Origin of the sequence: Chelatococcus sp. YT9 (assembly GCF_018398315.1) — a bacterium.
GTDB lineage: Bacteria > Pseudomonadota > Alphaproteobacteria > Rhizobiales > Beijerinckiaceae > Chelatococcus.
This window is the reverse complement of sequence record NZ_JAHBRW010000003.1, coordinates 208,100-229,723: the sequence shown is the minus strand read 5'-3', so window position 1 is coordinate 229,723 and position 21,624 is coordinate 208,100. Positions and strand designations below refer to the sequence as shown.

The window sequence follows — 21,624 nt, the reverse complement described above, 5'->3', positions numbered from 1 at the left end:
TTATGGAGGTGACCGGTGCGTCTGTACGAACTTTACCCTTCCGCTGGCGATCTCGCTCTTCACGCTGGCGATCGTCCTGACCCCGTGCCGGGGGTGGGGGAAGTGCTCATCGAAATTCATGCAGCAGCTCTCAACTACCGGGACCTTGTGGTCGCTCGCAACGACTACAGGACTGATATGAAGCGGCTTGTGCCGATGTCCGATGGAGCGGGCACGATTGTCGGCCTGGGACCGGGTGCGACACGCTTCCCCATAGGAGCAAGGGTTTCGCCGGCCTTTTATCCGGATTGGCGGGAAGGCCCGATTACCGCCCAAAAGCGGGCGAAGAATCTCGGTGGCACAGTGGACGGCGTACTATCCCAGCTATTCGTTGCGAACGAAGAGACGATCGTCGCCATTCCCGACCATATGAGTTTCGAGGAGGCGGCGACATTGCCGTGTGCTGCCTTGACCGCGTGGAACGCCCTGGCGGATTCGTACAAGCTGTCGGTGGGCGAAACCGTTCTTCTTCAAGGAAGTGGTGGTGTGTCCGTCTTCGCCCTGCAATTCGCCAAGGCGATGGGTGCCGAGGTTATTCACCTCACCAGCTCAATCGAAAAGGCCGCGCGCCTGCGGCATCTGGGCGCCGACCACATCATCAACTACCGGGAGACAGCCGATTGGGACAGTGAGGTCACTCGTATCACCAATGGACGCGGTGTCGATGTCGTGGTCGAGGTCGGCGGTACAGGTACGTTGCAACGTTCTATTCGCGCCGCGAGGGTTGGCGGCACAATTGTCACGGTTGGATTCCTAGACGCCGGAAACGATTTTGATCCACGTCCGATGATCCCGCGCGCAATCCGGCTGCTTGGAATGACGGTTGGAAGCGTCGAAATGTTCCAGGCGATGAATCGTGCTTTAGCGCTTCACAAGATTCGCCCCATCGTGGCGAGGACATTCGAGTTTGACGAGGCGCAGGAAGCCTACGCATCTCTCGCAAGGTCAGATCACACGGGAAAGTTGGTTATTCGGCTCTAGGAGTGTCGCATTTCGGACGGGGCGAACCGTTCGGCTCGCTTCGATGCCCGCCCGGTCCGCGCCAGGAGGAACAATGCCTTTTCGTATCAACCATCTTCATGTCAAGAGCCGAGATCCGAAACGGTCGGCGGACTGGTTTATCTCGGCATTCAACTTTTCGATTGTCAGCGATGAGTCACGCAGCACTGGAGAGCGGTTCATCCGCTGCACGACAGAAGACGGTGCCCTCCGCGTAAACTTTTCTGGCGAGCGATACGGCGAAAGCCTCCCGGATGGGCCGAATGGCATTCATCTCGGCCTTGAACATTTTGGCATCGACGTTGTTGACCTTCAATTAGAATTGAGGCGTTTGCTTTCTTTTGGCGCCTGCCTTGAAGGACAGCCAGGCAAACTTGTGAACGGCCAGCAATATGCATTCATTAGGACACCCGATGGCGTCCGTGTCGAACTTATGCAGCCGCCCTCCGAGCAAGGATAAGCAACCGGAATAATGGCGATCCAGACCGTCACTTACCAAGAACGATCGTCCGGCTTGGTTCAAGTTGAACCCACATCGTCTGACCGTTCTCGAAGATTTCTGGCGGACTGATCTGGGAGCGGACCTGATAGGTTCCGATTTGAACAAAGACCTCCGCGATGTTCCCCAGGAAGTAGACGTTGGAAACGACGCCTTGGAGCACATTCGGTCCCTGGATCGGCAACGTTGAAATCCGGATGTTCTCTGGCCGGCAGACCACCTCAACCTTGGCGCCTATTGCGAAGCCCGACTGCATTGTCTCCAGCACAGTGCCAAGCTCGACATCCACAGTCGTCGGCGCACGCCCAACAACTTTTCCCTCGAACACATTGGTCAGGCCTATGAACTCCGCCGCAAACTTGCTGCGCGGCTTGTTGTAGATATCCATCGGCGAGCCGATCTGCTCGATCACGCCACCATTCATCAGCACGACTCGATCGGCGATGACCATGGCCTCCTGCTGATCGTGCGTGACATACACAGATGTGATACCTAGACGCTTTTGCAGACTGCGCAATTCAAAGCGCATGCGCTCGCGCAACTTGGCGTCGAGGTTGCTGAGCGGCTCGTCGAAAAGCAGGACTTTCGGTTCAAGCACTATGGCTCGCGCCAAAGCGACACGCTGCTGCTGACCACCGCTGAGCTTGCTGACGCTCCGATCACCATAGGAATTCAAGCCGACAAGATCGAGCACATCGTTGACACGGCGACTGGCGCTCTTGGCGTCGACGCCGCGCAGCCCCAGACCGTAAGCCACATTTTGTGCCACCGTCATATGAGGCCAGACCGCGTACGACTGAAAGACCATTCCGATGGAGCGTTTTTCCGGTGGCAGCGATCGGCTTGCGGAGGATACGATTTCACTGCCCAGCAGGATTTCGCCGCCAGTCACGTCTTCCAGCCCCGCGATGCAGCGCAATGTCGTTGTCTTGCCGCATCCGCTTGGTCCAAGTAGAACCACTAGTTCACCTTCCTCCACGTCAAGGTCGATACCTTTGACGGCCTCAAAGGCGCCGTAGTTCTTGAACATCTTTTTAACTTTGACACTTGTCATATCTTAACTTCCTAGCAGACTATTCTGGGCGTCAACAGTATCGTGCTTGTTCTGGTGGAATAGGATTGCGATGTTCCCACGGCGGGTCGGCAATCAGCCAATCGCATTCTCAAGTTTCACGCGGAAGATAACTCGGGTCAAATATACAAGTGCGAGCATCATCACAGTTTGTACGACGCCAATAGCCGACGCGAGCTGGTAGTTCCCCGAGTCGATGAATGCCCAAGTCAGCACCGAAAGAACCTGGTTCTTCGCCGTAGCCAATAGAATCGACGCCGATACCTCCTTGATGCTCATAATCATGACGAAGAAAAGTATCGCTATCAGCGTGATCTTGATGAGAGGCATCGTGATGTGCCGCATCGCCTGCATCTGGGTTGCGCCGGACATTCGCGCACTTTGTTCCAGGTCGCCGTGGATCTGGAGAATGCCGGATCGGCTGACAAGAATCCCGTAAGGCAGAAACTTTGCGACATAGGCGAGAAACAGGATCCATATTGTTCCGTAGAGCGGTGTCTGGACATAGGTCCACATGACGCCGAGGCCATAAACGAGCCCGGGGACCGCTACCGGCAGCACTCCGATGAATGCCAACATCTTGGTGGCAGGGCTCGGCCTGCGAATTTCGGCATAGCTCGTCAGCAGGCCGAATACGACGCAACTGACTCCCGTGATCACTGCCAGGACGGCGGTATTGATCAGAGACAGTCTGAGCTTCGGCAAATTCCATATGTCGTAGTAGTGCTTGGTCGTCCAGAGATTATCGGCAAAGAAGTCGACCGAGCTGTACTTCATAAAGGACGCGATCAGCAGCGTGCCGAATGGCAGTATGTCCGCACTCAGGATGTACAAGGCGAGTAAAACAAGAGCAGGCCACTTGGCCGATCCAAGTTTAAGTGGGTTGCCGCGAAAGCCCTTGCCGGCCACGGTGATGTAACGCTCTGAAACGCGCGTAATGCGTTGCTGTACCCAGACACCTATCAGGGCAATCCACAGTAGCATAGTGCCCGCAGCCGCCGCGTGCGCCTGTTTGGTCGGGAACATTGTCGTGTCTTTGTAAACCTGCCACGGCAACGTCGTAAAATTGGCGTTCGACCCGATCAACCCGGGGATTGTGTACATCTCGGCTGCGAGAATAAAGACCAGCAGGCTGGATGCAAAGATCGCGGGCAGCGACATGGGGAGCGTAATGCGTCTCAGGGTCGTGAATACCGAAGCACCTGACATGCGAGAGGCTTCTTCGAGGGATGAGTCCATCGACCGAAGACTGCCGAGCGTGAACAGATAGACGAACGGACAGAAAAATAGAAACATGATCCAGACGACACCGGCGAACGACCAAATGTTGATCGGCGTCAAATTGGATCCGGTAACCCACTGGATCGCGAGGTTGATGTACCCGGACCCGCTCGATCCCAGAAAGATCCAGGCAATGAGTCCGGTCAGAGGCGAAAGGAAGATCGGCATGGTCACGAAGAGATCGATCGCGGATTTGTAGGGGATGTCCGTGCGTGCGACCAAGATCGCGATGGTCACTCCGACAACGGTTGCGGCAACAGTGACTGCCGAGGCCAACAACAGCGCGTTCGCTAGGTACGTTAGATACTCGCGCGTGGCATAGACATTGATGACCGCTTGAAAGCTGCGTTCCGTCGACAGGCCAAGGTCTGTTTCAGAATAAAACGCTGAATTGAGCACGAGAAGTAGTGGCACGACAACCACCCCGAAAAGGATCAGGCCGAGCGCCAACCAGCTTACTTCGAACGTGCTAATTCGCTTTTTCATCGTCTCGTCCCTGCAATACTTAGCGCCGCGCGAATCCGCCCGCGCTATGTCAACAAGCACGGGCGGATCAATTTTCTTCGGCTATTTCTGGCTGCGAATGATGTTGCCGAACAGCTTCAGGTCGCTGCCGATATTTTTTTCCCACCGAACGATATCGATGTCGTACTTTTCAGTAACAGGCTGGTACCAAGGCTCTTTCACGAACTCACGTATATCCGGTTCGTTCTTGAAAGTCGGCGCTGCGCCATAAAGCTGTTGCTGAATCTTGCTGCCTTCGCGGCTAATCCACCAGTTCATGAAAAGCCGAGCAGCATTAGGATGGGGCGCATATTTCGAAACCGCGAACCATCCGCTCACAAGCATAACCGGGGTAGGCGAAGGTTGTAGCCAACGGATCGGAGCGCCCTTCTGCTCCAGGATGCTAACGCCCGACTCCCAGGCAAGGTAAAAGAAATCATGCTCTCCCGCGACGACGCGATCAAGCGCAGAGTTCACTTCGGGATAGATTCTGGGGTGCTGAGCGGCGATTTCGTGCAGGAACTTTTCGCCAAATTCGTCCTTCTTGGCGGGATCAAGAAACATGTGTAGGCCGCCGTAGCACGGCGTGCAGACCTGATCCGAAACCGCGAACCGTCCCTTGAAGCGTGGATCGAGCACGCCCTTCCAGTCCCGACCGAGGATCTCAATCTCCTCAGGCGTGACCTTGTTCACGTTGTAGGCAATGACGCTGGTCGAATAGTATGGCGTGTAGGCATAGGTGCCCATTCGGGCGCTGTCGATAAGCTCATCCGCCTCCGGCACCGCCCAATCGGCGATATGACCAGCCTCGATCAGGTTTTTCATCGAAATCGGATCGAGCATGACGATATCCGCCAGATGCTGCCCAGCTTCCGATTCCTGGGTGAAGCGCTGGTATTGCTGAGGGGAACTGAGACGAACCACATCGACCGAAACGCCCGGATACTTTTCGCTGAAGGCGTCGGCGAAGCTCTGCATGGCCTGCGCAGGGCCGCTAGCATAGAACGTCAGCGTGCCTTCCTCTTTCGCCAATTCATACAGTCGCGCTGTGTCAGTCGGTGTGGGAATTTCCTGGGTAAAGCCCGCGACCATGCTGGCGAGCAAAGCCGCCCCCGCGAGCAAACTTACACAAACTTTCTTCACGAGATCCTCCTCCCTCGCCGCCGCAAGAGGGATGCAACGGTACTGCGAGCCTCCTTGGCACCCGCATTGTTGCCAGCTTCCCCCCAATTGACGAGCCGAATGACAAAATAGCAGGTATGCCGGGGTTTTATAGCTGTGAGCCGAGCGGCATCAAAACTGAAAATCACTCGTTGAAGACGATATGTCTGACGAGCGCGACTTGAAGGCTTCCTGGTCATGCGGAAACCTAGCCTACGGCTTTTCAGGCACCGTGGGCGCGTGCTCTGCAGTTTCGCTCCTTCAGCCATAAAACAACGGCATGGCAGGTTGTTTCATATGCGAAGAGTGAGGGGGCCGACGCATCTATAGTGTGCGTCCGTAAATGTCGAAACTGAGAAGTGAAACATGAACGCAAACACGCCCTCGGACGCTTCAACCGAACTGGACTGGCCGTTCCAGATATACAGAGCGTTGAAAGACGCCGACGTTCGTCAGGTCTCCTATGTGCCCGATGCCGGACACTCCAGGCTTATCCGGCTTGCGCATGAGAACCCCAAAATCCAGACATCGGTACTGACGACCGAGGAAGAGGGTATTGCGGTCTGTGCCGGTGCTTGGCTAGGCGGACAGCGCTCCGCACTACTGATGCAGTCGAGCGGTGTCGGAAACTGCATCAACATGCTTTCATTGATGAACACTTGCCGCTTTCCACTCCTTACCCTTGTGACAATGCGTGGCGAATGGGCGGAGTTTAACCCGTGGCAGGTGCCCATGGGGAAAGCGACGCCGGTAGTGCTTGAAGCCATGGGCGCAACCGTTCTCCGCCTCGATCGACCCGAAGAAGCGGGCGAAGTAATCTCGGCCGCGACTGCGCTTGCGTTCGACGGAAATCAACAGATAGCAGTGCTGATCTCGCAGCGCATGATCGGTCGCAAGAAGTGGAAGGAAACAAAGTGATGACAAGCCAAATGGGCGCCATGAACCGTCGCCGGGCGGTCAGCGAACTTCTCAAGAACCGCGGAGACATCCTAGCGGTCTCCGGCCTGGGCTCGCCGACCTATGACTTGTTTGCTGCGGGGGACCACGACGGGAACTTCTATCTGTGGGGCGCGATGGGCGGGTGCGCCTTGGTTGCTATGGGTCTGGCGATCGCCCAACCTGAACGTCCAGTGGTCGCCATCACGGGAGACGGCGAGCAGTTGATGGGAATTGGCGGATTGTTGACCATCGCCGTCAAAAAGCCCGCCAATCTAACGGTCGCCGTGTTGGACAACGGCCATTTTGGTGAAACGGGAATGCAAAGGAGTCACAGCGGCCTTGGTGTAAATCTGGCGAGCATTGGCGAAGCCGCAGGTTTTGCAAGGACTGACGATATCTCGGATCTGGCCGACATCGAGTCGTACCGGGAGATTCTCCACAGCACGACGATTGGTCCACGGTTCGTACGGCTTCAGATCTCTTCGGAGGAATTGCCGCGCACGTTTCCGCCACGCGACGGCACGTTCATGAAGAACAGGTTTCGCGAATATCTTGGCTATGGAGTCGACTGAGACATCTGGCGACGTCGCTACTTCGAAAGAGTGACGTCCCATACGCCCTCTCGGGAAAGCAACTTTGTCTCTGAAAAAAGTGTGGTGACGATTGCCGAGCTCGCGATCGATAAGGGGCGACCGGTGGGAGACGCCAGAATCAGTTCCCGTTTTATGGTTGGTCTGACAATTGCCGCGGACTCCAGACGGCCTGACATCAGCTCTTGCCGAACGGAAGACGGGGGAAGGAGTGTATAGCCAATTCCATCCTCTACCAAGCTCGTCAAAACCCGATAGGAATCGGCTTCCATGCGGACGTTAAGCACCGCATTCTTGCGCGCAGCTGCTCGTTCGATGAGTGCCCGCAACCCGTGCGATTGACTTGGTAGCACGAATTTCTGCTCTACCAGCCATTCCATGTCGACCTCGCCTCTTTCATTAAGGCCAGATCCAGGCGGGCCTATGGCCACAACGGTATCGTGACCGAGCGGCACGGCTGACACATGCACATCGACCGCCGGTCCGTAGATGATGGCCAGATCTATTGTCCCGCGATGAAGCCACTCAATAAGATGGCCGCCATAACTTTCCACGATGCATAAGGAAATCCCCGGCAACATCTCCAACACACGTCTCGCGAGACGCACGGACAAAACAGTGCTGACGGTGGGCACGAGCCCAAGAACGACCCGACCGGCCGGCGCGCTTCCCGCCGACTGGATGTCGTCTCGCGCCTGTTCGAATTGGCGGACCAAGTCCGCAGTCCGATCAAGCAACATTTGCCCCGTATTCGTGAGCATCATGCCGCGTCCGTTTCGCAGGAACAGCTCCGTGCGTAGTTCATGCTCAAGCAGTTTGATCTGGCGGCTCAAAGCGGGTTGCGCTATCCTAAGTCGATCCGACGCCTTACTGAGACTTCCAAGTTCCGCGACGGCGCGAAACGTGCGCAACTGCTTAAGATCCATCAATTCCTCCCTGATTTCCGGGGGGGGGGGTTCCTCCACCCCAACTCGCCGGGCCGACCGTGCAATATCCGCTCAGCCCTCTGACCGAAGACTACATCTTGATCGTCGCGCTATCGAATGATGAATGGATTGGCTACTGACGAGTTGGATGCGATCCAGACAGATTTGGTCTGAAGATATTCCTTGATCCCATCGATGCCGCTTTCGCGCCCTATTCCGCTGTGTTTGACGCCCCCGAAAGGTGACATATAGCTTACGGCCCTATAAGTATTTATCCAGACAGTCCCCACTTTCAGCTTCTCAGCCATCCTTAGCGCCCGGCCCATATTGCTTGTCCAGACACCGGCAGCCAGTCCGTATTGGACAGAATTGGCGATTCGCACAGCCTCGCCCTCCTCTGAAAACGGTATGACCGCCAAGACGGGACCAAAGACCTCCTCCTGCGCGATCCGCATTTCATTACTCACACCGGTGAAGATCGTCGGTTGGACAAACTGGTTTCCAGCCGCGCCGTCGCCAACATAAGGCTTGCCTCCGAGCACAAGTTTGGCGCCCTCACGTTCGGCAATGGCGATATAGTCCAGAACCTTCTGATATTGCGGCTGCGTCGTGACGGGACCGACATTGGTCTCCGGCAACATCGGGTCGCCAATGCGCGCCGCGCCCGCCACCTCGATCAGGCGGCGCATGAACCTGTCATGGATGGATTCGTGCAGCAGCAGCCGTGATCCTGCGATGCAGGTCTGGCCTGTCGCCGCGAAGATGCCGGATATCGCGCCCATCACAGCCGCTTCCAGGTCGGCATCTTCGAAAACGATGTTCGGCGATTTGCCGCCAAGTTCCAACGACACGTGCTTTAGGCCCCTGGCGGCGGATTCGTAGACCTTCTGGCCGCCGAAATCGGACCCGGTGAATGCAACCTTGGCGATCTTTGGATGCGCAACCAGTGCGGCCCCTACGTCCTGGCCGTATCCAGTAACGACATTGACCACGCCGCCGGGGAAGCCTGCACGTTCAAATAGACGCATGAACTCGAGTGTCGAGGCGGACGTGAATTCGGAGGGCTTTATGACCGCTGTGTTGCCGGCCGCCAAAGCCGCGGCAAGCTTCCATGTCAGGAGCAGCAAAGGTGAATTCCACGGCGTGATCATCGCCACCACGCCTAGCGGCTCATAGCGCGTGTAATTGAACATATCAGGTTTATCGATCGGCATGACGGCTCCTTCGATCTTGTCGGCGAAGCCTCCGTAATATCTGTACCATTCCGCCATGTACCTGACCTGGGCATGCATCTCGGCATAGAGCTTTCCATTGTCTCTCACTTCGATTTCGGCCAGGTATTCGGCATTCTGTTCGATGAGTTCCGCGAGTCTGACCAGCAGCTTGCCGCGTGCTGTCGGCCGCAGCCCACTCCACGCGTCGAAAGCTGCCTCCGCCGCTTCGACCGCCATGCCGACGTCATCGGTCGATGCGTGCGGAATGTTTGCCCAAGCCTCGCCGGTGTACGGGTTGTCGGAGGGAAAGTAGTTTTTGGTCGAGGGTCCCACCCACTTTCCATCGATGAACATCGCATAGCGCTGCATGTGCTGCCGCCTTTCTGACAATGGTCTAGTCGCGTGCCACGGGCGCAGAGGTGAGAAGGACCCCCTACCGGTCGACGAGGCATGCTCAAGAGCCTGTTTCGCTATATCGGCTTGCACTATATTTTCAGCGGGCGTCACCCCCGATACAATTCCGGCATAGCCGATTGTCGAGATTTCGAATTCGACATCGGGGGGGGATGAGTTCATTGTTAGTTGAGGATAGAAGGCGTCGCTGCTCGTTTGCGACGCATTTCCGTGCTCTGGCGTTGGCATATCGCCAGATTTTTGACCCTGGGTTGGGAGGCCCCCCTTGATTATTGATGCCCAGATACATTGTTGGGTCGACACACCCGAATATCCAACGCCACCCGAATTCGCGAAGCGGCATCGCCGCGGGTTCACGGCGGAGCAAGCGCTGGAAACGATGGACCAAGCCGGAGTAGACCGCGCGATCTTGGTACCCATTGGACTGCTTTTCAAGACCGGGCCAACCCGGAATGGCTACGCAATCGAAGCCGCCCGGCGGTACCCTGACCGGTTCGCAGTGATGGGCCAATTCGACTTCGACGATCCGGACGCGTCTCGCGACCTTTCAAATTGGCGGCGGGACGGCATGCTCGGGATCAGGCGTTACTTCCTCGCCGACACGACCCCGCTCGTCGACGGAAGTCTGGACTGGCTGTGGCGCGAATTGACTGAACACGATCTTCCATTCATGTCGGCCGCGCCCGGCAAGATGGGGCTCTACGTGCCTATTCTTGAGCGTCATCCCGACATGCGACTGATCATCGATCATTCTGGCCGTCAACCATGGGGTCTGGGGGAGGACAAGATCTGGAACGATCTTGATGAGACATTGGCCCTCGCGCGTTACCCGAACGTAGCCATCAAGGTTTCTTCACTGCCGTCCTTTTCGAGCAAGCCCTATCCTTTCCCCAGCCTGCATGAACCCTTGAAGCGAATATATGATGGCTTCGGACCGGAGCGTATGCTTTGGGGAAGCGATGCTACACGCCTCCTGTGGGGCTACGACGACAACCTGCGGCTTTTCACCGAGGCGCTCGATTTCCTGACACCGACGGACAAGGAGTGGATCCTGGGCAAGGCCGCAGCCAAGGCATGCCGCTGGCCGATCGGGTAAATTTGGAACACTGCCCGCCGTTGCTTGAATCGTGGCAAGAACTGGTCGGGGCCAACATCAACCCACGCCGTCGTGGGCCAAACGGAGTAAGAGCGATGGTCGCCCAAGACAATGGCCTCAAGACAAACGGAATGAAGGCTTCGCTGGCGTCCGGGGGGTTTGCGATCGGAGCCTATATCGGATTTGTTCGAAATCCTGCCATGATGCGAATACTAGCTGGGACCGGCTACGATTTTGCCTTTATCGATACCACGCACTCCGGCTATTCGTGGGAAACACTGAGTGATTTCTGTGACATGGCCCGAGCCTGCGGGCTCGATCCGATCCTGAGGCCTTACGAGCAATCTCACGGCGTCGCCCAGCGAATGCTCGACATCGGCGCCGCCGGGCTTCTTTATCCAGATGTTAGGAGCGGAGAGGATGCAAGCCGCCTCGCACACAACCTGAAATATCCTCCATTGGGGGGTCGAGGCGCATTCGGGTTGAATGGCCCTTTGTCGGACTACGCGTTGCCCGCTTCGCTCAAGGCGGTCGAAGTGAGAGAGCATCTGGACGCCAACACATTGTTGGCGATCCAGGTTGAAAGCGCCGAGGCGATCGACATGCTCGACGATATTTTGTCAGTCGGCGGAATCGATGTCGTCGAGGTCGGGCGCAGCGACCTGTCCACCTCCTATGGCGCACCGTTGGAGATCCGCCATCCAAAAGTGCTCGCCGCGGTCGACAAGGTTGCGTCCACCTGCGCGAAATACGGCGTTGCCCCCGGCGCGGGCTGCTATTCGCAGGAAGATGCCAGCGACATGGTCGCTCGGGGTATGCGCTGGTTGACCTATTCTTCCGATACAAAGGTCATCGTGTCGGGTTATGCGCAAGGGTCGGACATGCTGCGATCGATCATCGCCCGCCACCAGGGCGGTTGACGACTTTCACGCAAGCAGCGAACAGGGTCTGAGAAACATGGCGGAATTTGACTACCTTATCGTCGGCGCCGGCGCCGCGGGTTGTGTGGTGGCAGCAAGGCTTTCGGCCAACCCGAAGGTGAGGGTACTACTCCTGGAAGCAGGAATGGATTTACTCCCCGGACAGGAGCCGGCATCGGTGCGTAACCCGTTCCCCTCGGCTTCCAGCAATCCCGATTTTGGTTGGAAGAACCTTTTGGCAGAAGTCGGCCCCGACGTGGGGAATGGCCGGCCCGTCTACACGCGCCTTTATTCGCAGGGAAGAGTGATGGGCGGTAGTTCGACCATCAACGGAATGATGGCGCAACGCGGGTTGCCTGCCGACTATGACGAATGGGAGCGCCTTGGCGCGGAAGGCTGGGGCTGGGATTCGGTCCTTCCATATTTCAATCGTCTCGAAACCGACACAGACTTCCGTTCTCCAATGCACGGCAATGATGGACCAATTCCCATACGCAGGGCGCCGCGTTCGTCCTGGCCACCTTTTGGAGAAGCTTTTGCTCAGGAGGCTCAGGCGGCGGGGTATGAGTTCCATGAGGATATGAACGCATACTTCGGAGATTGCGTCTCGGCAGTCCCTTTGAGCAACACTGCGACCGACCGCATTTCCGCCGCCAACGGTTACCTGACCGCCGAAGTCAGAAGGCGTCCAAACCTCACGATCTTGACCGACACATATGCTGAGACGCTTCTCCTGTCGGGCAGCACTGTTACTGGCGTCAAAGCGACCAAAAATGAAACAAGCGAAATCCACCGGGCCAGAGAGACAATTCTGTGCGCTGGAGCAATTCAATCCCCGGCGTTGATGTTGCGGTCGGGCATTGGTCCTTCCGAAAGTCTGCGAAGGGTCGGTATCGTGGCAGTTGTCGACCGCGCCGGCGTGGGCCAAAACCTCAACAACCATCCCGGTATCCACGTCGCGGTCCACCTGCCCCGCTCCTCGAAGCACGACGTGTCGCGCACCACGTGCTGGGCGACATCGATCCTGAGATATTCGTCCGGCGTTCAGGATTGTCCGCCCGGGGACATGCAGATTTTTTCCTCGAGCCGTACTTCCTGGCACCCGCTGGGGTGGCGGATCGGGGCCCTTACGCTTCTTGTTTACAAGCCCTTTTCTCTTGGCTCTGTCGAACTGAAGAGCGCTGATCCCAACGCGGCTCCGCTTGTTAGGAACCGGCTGCTCTCAGATAAGCGTGATCTGGAAAGGATGATCGATGGCCTGAAGCGTGTTGCATCAATTCTTGCGAGCCCGCGGGTAAGGAAAGTTGCCAATGAAGCTTTCATGCCACCTGGCGGTCGCGCAAATAAGCTCAATACGCCTAGCTTTATGAACTGGCTGAAGAGCGGAGTAATTAACCTCCTCTTCGATGTGCCATTCGGCGGCTTGAGAAGGTTCCTATTGCGCAGACAACTCGTCGATCTTGAAACTCTCATCCGCGATAAGGCAGCCCGCGAGGACCTTATCCTTAAGCATTCCGCAGCCGTGCATCACGTTTCTGGCACGTGCAAGATGGGGGGAAAGGAAGATCCAATGGCGGTCGTCGACTCCGATGGCAAAGTATATGGGGTGGCGAATCTAAGAGTGGCGGACGCCTCGATCATGCCGACCGTGATCAGCGCAAATACGCATCTACCGGTCTTGATGATTGGAGAAAAAATCTCACAATCGATCCTCGACGAAATTGGCAAGTCCGATAAATTGCGCCCCGCTACAGCAGGAAAGCAGTGAGATAGGACAAATCTACACCTTAGATCGGACTTTGCATGTGACCTGAGACCCTTTTCTCCTCCAATCCGAGTGAGAGTCCTGGGTTTCGTTTCTGGCCTCATGCAGCCTGTTTTTCCAGCGTGGATTTTAGGGCGAACTCGGCGGGCGTGATGTTGCCGAGGGCCGAGTGGGGTCTGTGGCGGTTGTAGTCCTCCTTCCATGAGGTGATGGCGCTGCGGGCCTCGACGAGCGTCGAGAACAGCGTGTCGTTGAGACACTCGTCCCGGAAGCGTCCGTTGAAGCTCTCGACGAAGGCATTCTGCGTCGGCTTGCCGGGGGCGATGTAGTGCCACTCGACGCCGGTCTCCTGGCACCAGCGCAGGATCGCCATCGAGGTGAACTCGGTGCCGTTGTCGGACACGATCGTCCCCGGCCGACCGCGCAGGCGAATGACACCATCCAGTTCGCGAGCCACGCGCAGGCCCGAGAGCGAGGTGTCGGCGACGAGTGCCAGGCACTCGCGCGTGTAGTCGTCGACGATGGCGAGCACCCTGAAGCGGCGACCGTCCGAGATCGTGTCGGAGAGAAAATCGAGGCTCCAGCGCGCATTGGCCCGATCAGGCACGAGCATGGGCCTGCGCGTGCCCAGTGCCCTTTTGCGGCCGCCGCGCCGGCGCACCTGCAGCTTCTCCTCGCGATAGAGCCGCCGCAGCTTCTTCTGGTTCATCACGATGCCCTGGCGGCCCAGCATGATGTGGATCCTGCGGTAGCCGAACCGCCGGCGCTCCGCCGCCACGGCCTTCATCGCCTCGCGCAACAGCGCATCGTCCGGCCGGGTGCTCATGTAGCGCACCGTCGAGCGGTCGATCGTCAAGGCCAGGCACGCCCGACGCTGGCTCACTGCATGCACCGTGCAGGCATGAGCCAGCGCCTTCCGCTTCGCATCGGGCGTCACCATTTTTTTGCGGCAACATCCTTCAGGATCGCGTTGTCGAGCATCTGCTCGGCGAGCAGCTTCTTGAGGCGGGCGTTCTCATCCTCGAGGGTCTTCAGCCGACGCGCATCCGACACGTCCATCCCGCCATACTTCGCCTTGAACTTGTAGAAGGTCGCCGAGGAGATGCCGTGCTTGCGGCAGACATCCGCCGTCGCAGCTCCAGCCTCCTGCTCCTTCAGCATCCCGATGATCTGCTCTTCCGTGAATCGTGAGGGGCGCATCGTCCGTCTCCGTGAGTGACGGACTCTACTCAAATCTGGAGGAAGATCAGGGTCTCAGGTCAGAGCGCCCGATTCCTAGCGGACGAGTTGAAGGGGAATGGTGTGATCTTAGCGTCCATCGCGAGAAAGTGCCACAGCTGGAACTTGGCTTCAACGGCGCTGTTTTGGCCTAGGCGCTTCCATGGATGCCTCGAAATCATCGATCTGTCGCCGCAGCTTAACGAGGAGCTCGGTGAGTTCTCGGTCTTGCGGTATTCTGGGCGCAGTCTGACGAAAATGCTTTTTCAAGCGTGCTATGCGGACTGGTGAGCTATTCCTCAAGCTCCAGAGTTCCTCGAGCAAGGCCGCAACCTTGGGATCGCCGACATACGCGACAAGCTTAAATCCCCGTTCAAGCTCGATTTCTATGTTCGCGCCATCAGCGCGCACATCTGGATAGTCCCCCATACCCGGTCCCCAAACCTGCCCGATCGATGTCGCTACCCGTGCCTGACCCCCATCGAACACGGCACCGCCTAAGTCAATTCTGATGGTTTTAGCGACCGTTAACCAGCGTGGCAAACGAGGATTTCGACTAAGGGGTCGATGCTTGACGCCGACGTTCCCGCTGCCATAGATTAGAAGAAAGCGTCGATCTCCGAGCCGACGGATAGAAACTCTGATTCATCTCCCCAACCCGCCAGGGCGTTCCCCCGCTTGGCGGGTTTTCGCTTAGCCGTGGCGATTGTTGGCCCACACACAAGGCTACGCCACAAATCGCAATGACGCCGCGACGAGCGCCTCTTTAACGTCTGGCGTAGCAATGCCTTCGGAATAGGACTGTCGTCCCCCACCCGTCGCTCGCTCGTGAACGTGTCCTTGAAGAGTCTGTGGAGCTGACCGAGGCTTACCCATCTTTCTTACGCTTTTTAACCATGCGCCTGTCGGTGAAAAACACATAAGCGACCCGTGGTCGATAAGCCCCTGAACGGCGAGGATCAACACTTCGCCGGCAGTCCGGAATGGATGGGATAGGGACATGCGCAGGAGCTCGGATAACCCGAAAAGATCCAACGATCAGTAGCTTGACTATGACCCCGTCTTCAACATCGGCTTAAAATGGAGGCTCCTTGCAACGCCACTTACAACGAAATCGGCGGCGGCCCCCACGCGCGACTAAACGGCTGACACTCTGCCGCCTCCGGTGCGACGAACCCGAACGCATCTAGCAGAGTAACTGGCAAAAAGGGGCACTATCGTTTGGAACGGCCCAGCGTAGACGACATCGTTCAGATGTGGTCGGCAGATCGAAATCCGCCGCCAGCGCAACGTAGAGGAGAGAGTCCCGCCCCACGTCCTTATTATGCGCACTGACCCAGAGCGGGCCCGAAACGGCGACGGAATCATTGTGAAGATGAACAGCATTGCCGAGCAGCACGGGTCCGCCAAGGCGGCTTCGGCATTCTGGCCGAATAAATAACTTCACCACCCTCCGTACGAATCCCGCGGTCCCACGGCGGGTCATTCGTTGTCATTGTAGCACCCACCATATCCCCTTCCCTGCCACTACCTAGACGTCGACGCGTTGGCGGACCCTAGGCCTTCATTCTGCAACAAAAACCTCGCTGGCGATTGATTCAGACGACTGCGTGTCCGCGTCTCAACCCACATCGTCGCTAGTGGGCCTATTTCAAAACCGTTGTTCGTCCCAATATGCCTCACCGCCTGCGGCCCACACGGATTACCGGCAGCAGCCCTCTACGTACAATTGGTGCGTGCAACATATGGTGTCACGGCTCTGCAAATTCGGACCTCTCGGTTTGCTTGAACAATTTTTCACGTACAGGAAACTATTGTTATGTTCGCAACAAACCTTCCACATAAGCTGAGACGTTTACAGACATCAAGACGTCACTACTTACTTTTTATTTAAGACCCTGTTGACATTCCAGGGGGGCGCTGCTACAACGCGTCACCGTCCAGGAAATGGACAGTAGGGACACGCCACAACACTGGGGTTCCTTCAAATCCATCAAAGCATTTGATGTAGACCTGTTTCTAATGCGCAGCGGTCGTTTAGGCCAAGGCGTTTGTGCACTGCTTCGTCATCATATTGCATTTGATAATATCAGCGCCCGAACAACGGGATATTAAAAATAAAGAGGCATTAAATGTATATATATAGTCATTTTTCAGAACGGCCGGCAGAATATGATCATATGAAGGCGGTCATTTATTGGTCGTCTAAGTTGCAAGAAGAGGCCAAAAATTCCCCGGATCAATACTATTCGTCTCTTGTGCACACGTTCGGAAAGAACGCGCTTGCTCCGACTGACTGGTCCAGCCTGAATGCAGATGAGCACCTCGCTGCGGTGGAGAATGCGATGCTCACGATGCTCCAACTGCAAGACGCTTGGCTCCAGCAGTTTACCCCACCGAAGCGATTATCGCCTCGAAACTACCCAACAATTCTGGGCTATGTTGACGGCAAGCAGGAGCACGTCCCACCAGTCATGCGCAGCGTCATCCGCATTGGTCTAGCGGGGAAGTCGAGCTTCACTACCTGGCTCAGGTCAGATGGGATCAACGCATGGCAGACTTTGTCAAAAGGCGGCAAGTTCACGCAGAAACCGTTAAACCGCGATGACATTGCGAAAGTGCAGATTGAAGCCGCCACCTACAGTGTCAACAGCTGGCGACGTGGAAAATTGGGGCTCGATTACAGCATTATTCACGATGCAAGCAAGTCATAGGCCGAACCATTGCCCAACGCGTAGCCGATCATTATGACTCGGCTACGAGCTGCTTCTGGGACAACGAGCTCCAAAGAGACTCGTTATCCGCAGCCACTTGAGGGAACTCGCGGCTCGACTCTCAAGCATGAGATTATATAAATAGAAGAGATGACTGCGTTGATCAGTCACTCCACGTCGAATGTAGACTGTGCGTCCCGGGAGTAGGCGAAAGCTTGACACCCGGCGCCGAAAGGCGGCGCAAATTCCGGCACATACGCCGACGTAGGATTACCAATACCACCAGGACTGCTCTTGGAGGTAAGCTTAGACATGTCTAAATTAACTAAACAAATCATCATCTTAATACAAAATCTAGATAACTTAGGAAATATTATCTATAATGAAACTACAAACGCTTACAAAATTGAGGGCAAGAGATCCCGTATACGCAGTCAAACTGACACGCAGCTGGTTTTCATGGCTCCAGAAAAAAACTGATGGCCGTATATACACATACTACTTTATTACGATTAGTCAATGTCATAGCCTATCTTCACATCTGACCGAAAATGACAGACGTACGGTCTCGCCGACGGCCTTAGTGGTATACAGCGCTCTGTTGCGGAAATTCTATAAGTTCTACATGGGACTTAACCGGCGGCTTTATCCCAATCCTTCCCATAAACCTCACAATCATGTCGTTGCTTTTATTGCTGGCGACGATCCCATATTCTCGACTTCTTCCCCGCTTAATGGCGTGCACTTACATGGCATCCTTGCTGTTGAAAATAGTAGAGTAGCAGCCTTCGAGAATATGATTGCAAAAAAATACTTGCATCGTGACGTCGCTAGGATTTTTGTAGAAGGAAACCTTAAGATCGATATCTGTGATGTCGATAGCGTTAGGAATCGCATCCTACAATATTGCCTGAAAACATATTTAAATACCGGAGAATCATCGATCATAAGTTTCTATTGGCAAAGAAAGCTCCCTGCTCGATAAGCACATGAAATTTGTGGATCCACATAACACAACTTGCACAGGCTCTTAATGGCGTGTCGGAAACAGATATGCAAAGAACTCACTCGGCTTAAAAGAGGGGCGATCGATTCATATCCGCGTCTACGTTTCCTCACAAGAGGCTGTTCGAGACGGAGAGTTCTTTGACTAACATACATTCTAACAGGAGCACATAGATTCATGCTGCATTCTCGCCCGGATCTACCCGCTCGAGACAGAGCTATTACAGGGGCTTGACAGGGATGCGTGTTCTCGATGTTCATGGAGCGATCTTTTCTGAACAACGTTCCACCGTCGACCAATTGAGAGTATGAACCGACTAAAGCCATTGATTCACTCGATTTGTCTAGAAGAGCGGCGTCGAGAGTTCAGGTGACCTCAAGACGACGTCCATGGCGGTGTATGCACATTTATCCGCAAAATGCTGTATGTTCTTCTGGACCTCGATGGCCTCGAACCAAAGCACGTCTTTGAGCGCTGGTGGGATGCATTCAACTCATTATAGGTACCTCCACGACTGCGAAGCGAAAACGATGCATGATCTCCGAACAGCTGCCTGGTCTGCTGGATGACATTCGTCCAGGGGATCTCGAACGCTTGTGACCGACGGAGGGATAATTCTGACGAGAAGGACGAAGGCGACGAAGAAGCCGACTCTCTCGCGGAAAAGGTCTAAGCGTGGTCACCAGGGAAGACGTTTGTTCACTAGCTCGACACAGGTACCAAAGAACCGACCCACAAAATGCGTGAAGCTGGGCATTTGGCCCGTGTCGCTCTCAGTAGCCTCATGCACTGTCCATCCATGCCCATTCTCGAACAGATCCTACTCTGTTGATTTCCACTGAGATCTGACCCGGCAGCATCGGATTTTTCCATCGAGAAGTGACCCATGTTTTCACCACGTCTCACGCGGCCTACGCGGGGGACAGCGGAGTGATCGACATGGAGTTATTGAGCGTCATCCGACGCTGGCACTATCGGGATCACCTCTCGATCCGAGAGATATCCCGTCGTAGCGGCCTCTCACGGAACACCGTGCGCAAGTACCTGCGGGCGAACAGCATTGAGCCACAGTTTCAGGCTCCTGACCGGCCGAGCAAACTTGATCCCTATGCCGACAAGCTCGCAGCGATGCTGCGGGTCGAGGGCGGCAAGTCGCGCAAGCACAAGCGCACGGTTAAGCAGTTGCACGCCGATTTGGTGACGCTGGGCTATGGGGGGTCGTACAATCGGGTCGCGGCGTTTGCCCGGGACTGGAAGGCCGCGCGGTTGCGCGAACAGCAGACCAGCGGCCGTGGCACTTTCGTGCCTTTGGCTTTCGTCCCGGGTGAAGCGTTCCAGTTTGATTGGTCGGAGGACTGGGCAATCATCGCCGGCGAGCGCACCAAGCTCCAAGTCGCTCATTTGAAGTTGTCCTACAGCCGCGCCTTCACGCTGCGAGCCTACCTACTGCAGACCCACGAGATGCTGTTCGATGCCCACAACCACGCCTTCCGGGTGCTGGGCGGCGTGCCGCGGCGAGGCATCTACGACAACATGAAGACGGCGGTCGACAAGGTCGGCCGGGGCAAAGAGCGCCAGGTCAATATCCGCTTCTCAGCCATGGTGAGCCACTTCCTGTTCGAGGCGGAGTTCTGCAATCCAGCCTCCGGTTGGGAGAAGGGGCAGATCGAGAAGAACGTACAGGATGCCCGCCATCGGCTGTGGCAACCCATGCCGAACGTCCCCACGGCGCGCAACCCGGCTCGATCGCCGATGTGTGGGCTGAGGAGATCCGCCACCTGATGCCGATGCCGCGGCCGTTCGACGGCTTCGTCGAACACGCCAAGCGCGTTTCCCCGACCTGCCTCGTCCACCTCGAGCGCAATCGCTACAGCGTGCCGGCCTCCTTCGCCAACCGCCCGGTGAGCCTGCGGGTCTATCCCGACCGGATCGTCGTCGTCGCCGAGGGACAGGTGATCTGCGAGCATCAAAGGGTGTTCGCGCGCTCCCATGATCGCCAGAGCCGGACCGTCTATGACTGGCGCCATTATCTAGCCGTGGTCCAGCGCAAGCCCGGCGCCCTGCGCAACGGCGCCCCCTTCGCCGAGATGCCGCCGGCCTTCCGGTCCCTGCAGCAGCATCTGCTCAAGCGGCCAGGCGGTGACCGCGAGATGGTGGAGATCTTGTCCCTGGTCCTCCAGCATGACGAGCAGGTCGTGCTCGAGGCTGTCGAACTCGCTCTCAAGGCCGGCGTGCCGACCAAGACCCACATCCTCAACCTGCTGCACCGGCTGATCGACGGCACGCCGCTGAGCACGCCACCCATCCTGGCTCCTGCCTCTCTCACGCTGACCACCGAGCCTCAGGCCAATGTGGAACGCTATGACGCCCTGCGTCGAGCCAGGGAGGCACGCCATGCGTCATGATCCGGCCAGCGGAGCCATCGTCATCATGCTGAGAAGCCTCAAGATGCACGGCATGGCGCAAGCCGTCGCCGAACTCACCGAACAGGGGTCTCCCGCCTTCGAGGCTGCCATGCCGATCCTCTCGCAACTCCTGAAGGCCGAGACCGCCGAGCGGGAGGTGCGATCGACCGCCTACCAGCTCAAGGCCGCGCGCTTCCCGGCCTATCGCGACCTCGCCGGCTTCGACTTCACCAGCAGCGAGGTCAACGAGGCGCTCGTGCGCCAGCTCCATCGCTGCGAGTTCCTCGACGACGCGCACAACGTCGTCCTGATCGGAGGGCCGGGCACCGGCAAGACCCACATCGCCACGGCTCTTGGCGTCCACGCCGTCGAGCATCATCACAGGCGGGTCCGCTTCTTCTCCACCGTCGAGCTCGTCAACGCCCTCGAACAGGAAAAGGCTCAGGGCAAAGCCGGTCAGATCGCCGGCCGGCTCGTCCATGCCGATCTCGTCATCCTCGATGAGCTCGGCTACCTGCCGTTCAGCGCCTCCGGCGGCGCCTTGCTGTTCCACTTGCTGAGCAAGCTCTATGAGCGCACCAGCGTGGTCATCACCACCAATCTCAGCTTCTCCGAATGGGCTACCGTCTTCGGCGACGCCAAGATGACCACAGCCTTGCTCGACCGGCTCACCCATCACTGCCATATCCTCGAGACCGGCAATGACAGCTTCCGCTTCAAGAGCAGCTCGGCAAAGCCACCAAAGCCAACCAGGGAGAAGCCGCGAAACTTGACCACCACTTGACCCCAGACCACCATCAGCCCGGGTCACTTCTCAGTGGAAATCCAGGGTCACTTCTCGGCGGAAATCAACAAGGCAGGA

General features: G+C 56.8%; 15 protein-coding genes and 1 pseudogene. 10 read left to right on the top strand and 6 right to left on the bottom strand.

All coding sequences use genetic code 11. The features are described 5' to 3' along the window. Positions 1-15 precede the first annotated feature (15 nt). Positions 16-1,020: a zinc-dependent alcohol dehydrogenase family protein gene (locus tag KIO76_RS30135; protein WP_213327362.1), complete on the top strand. Its 1,005-nt coding sequence runs from the start codon at positions 16-18 to the stop codon at positions 1,018-1,020. Between the two features lie 73 nt (positions 1,021-1,093). Continuing rightward, a complete protein-coding gene (locus KIO76_RS30130) occupies positions 1,094-1,498 on the top strand; it encodes a VOC family protein (protein WP_213327361.1) in 405 nt (134 codons plus the stop codon). A gap of 28 nt (positions 1,499-1,526) precedes the next feature. Here KIO76_RS30130 and KIO76_RS30125 read toward each other — a convergent pair whose 3' ends face one another. The 3 genes from KIO76_RS30125 to KIO76_RS30115 form a co-directional block, all read right to left on the bottom strand. Next, positions 1,527-2,591, bottom strand: a complete 1,065-nt coding sequence (locus tag KIO76_RS30125; RefSeq protein ID WP_213327360.1) for an ABC transporter ATP-binding protein — start codon at positions 2,589-2,591, stop codon at positions 1,527-1,529. Between the two features lie 93 nt (positions 2,592-2,684). Further along, a complete protein-coding gene (locus tag KIO76_RS30120) occupies positions 2,685-4,376 on the bottom strand; it encodes an ABC transporter permease (protein WP_213327359.1) in 1,692 nt (563 codons plus the stop codon). An 81-nt stretch (positions 4,377-4,457) separates the two neighbouring features. Continuing rightward, positions 4,458-5,537: an ABC transporter substrate-binding protein gene (locus KIO76_RS30115; RefSeq protein WP_213327358.1), complete on the bottom strand. Its 1,080-nt coding sequence runs from the start codon at positions 5,535-5,537 to the stop codon at positions 4,458-4,460. Positions 5,538-5,921: 384 nt separating this feature from the next. On the opposite strand from KIO76_RS30115, the gene KIO76_RS30110 reads away from it, so the two are divergent. Together KIO76_RS30110 and KIO76_RS30105 are read left to right on the top strand one after the other, a co-directional pair. Next, positions 5,922-6,473, top strand: a complete 552-nt coding sequence (locus tag KIO76_RS30110; RefSeq protein WP_213327357.1) for a thiamine pyrophosphate-binding protein — start codon at positions 5,922-5,924, stop codon at positions 6,471-6,473. Next, complete coding sequence (locus KIO76_RS30105) at positions 6,473-7,066, top strand: thiamine pyrophosphate-dependent enzyme (RefSeq protein ID WP_213327356.1); 594 nt, start codon at positions 6,473-6,475, stop codon at positions 7,064-7,066. Before KIO76_RS30110 ends, KIO76_RS30105 begins: the two co-directional genes overlap by 1 nt. 17 nt (positions 7,067-7,083) lie before the next feature. Here KIO76_RS30105 and KIO76_RS30100 read toward each other — a convergent pair whose 3' ends face one another. Next, the gene (locus KIO76_RS30100) at positions 7,084-8,010 is read right to left on the bottom strand and encodes a LysR family transcriptional regulator (RefSeq protein ID WP_213327355.1); all 927 of its coding nucleotides are present in this window, start codon (positions 8,008-8,010) and stop codon (positions 7,084-7,086) included. A gap of 110 nt (positions 8,011-8,120) precedes the next feature. Next, complete coding sequence (locus KIO76_RS30095; protein WP_213327419.1) at positions 8,121-9,593, bottom strand: aldehyde dehydrogenase; 1,473 nt, start codon at positions 9,591-9,593, stop codon at positions 8,121-8,123. Between the two features lie 310 nt (positions 9,594-9,903). Between KIO76_RS30095 and KIO76_RS30090 the strand changes: the two genes are divergently transcribed. From KIO76_RS30090 to KIO76_RS30080, 3 genes are read left to right on the top strand one after another with little or no spacing between them, the layout of a single operon-like run. Next, on the top strand, positions 9,904-10,734 hold the full coding sequence (locus KIO76_RS30090; RefSeq protein WP_213327354.1) for an amidohydrolase family protein: 831 nt from the start codon (positions 9,904-9,906) through the stop codon (positions 10,732-10,734). After that, entirely contained in the window at positions 10,713-11,654 is a 942-nt protein-coding gene (locus tag KIO76_RS30085; protein WP_213327353.1) for an HpcH/HpaI aldolase family protein, read from the top strand. Before KIO76_RS30090 ends, KIO76_RS30085 begins: the two co-directional genes overlap by 22 nt. Positions 11,655-11,691: 37 nt before the next feature. Beyond that, positions 11,692-13,422, top strand: a complete 1,731-nt coding sequence (locus KIO76_RS30080) for a GMC family oxidoreductase (RefSeq protein WP_213327352.1) — start codon at positions 11,692-11,694, stop codon at positions 13,420-13,422. Positions 13,423-13,519: 97 nt separating this feature from the next. Here the strand turns inward: KIO76_RS30080 and KIO76_RS30075 are convergent. Then, a protein-coding gene (locus tag KIO76_RS30075) for an IS3 family transposase (protein WP_213327351.1) occupies positions 13,520-14,619 on the bottom strand; the annotation gives its coding sequence in 2 pieces (ribosomal slippage) (positions 13,520-14,358 and positions 14,358-14,619; 1,101 coding nt in all). A 2,150-nt stretch (positions 14,620-16,769) separates the two neighbouring features. Here KIO76_RS30075 and KIO76_RS30070 point away from each other — a divergent pair. From KIO76_RS30070 to istB, 3 genes and pseudogenes are all read left to right on the top strand, one after another. Next, entirely contained in the window at positions 16,770-17,351 is a 582-nt protein-coding gene (locus tag KIO76_RS30070) for a hypothetical protein (protein WP_213327350.1), read from the top strand. A gap of 1,945 nt (positions 17,352-19,296) precedes the next feature. Beyond that, positions 19,297-20,762 (top strand): annotated as a pseudogene (gene istA / locus KIO76_RS30065) (IS21 family transposase). Beyond that, the gene (istB, locus tag KIO76_RS30060; protein WP_213327349.1) at positions 20,752-21,546 is read left to right on the top strand and encodes an IS21-like element helper ATPase IstB; all 795 of its coding nucleotides are present in this window, start codon (positions 20,752-20,754) and stop codon (positions 21,544-21,546) included. The pseudogene istA and the gene istB overlap by 11 nt, the downstream one beginning before the upstream one ends. Positions 21,547-21,624 lie beyond the last annotated feature (78 nt).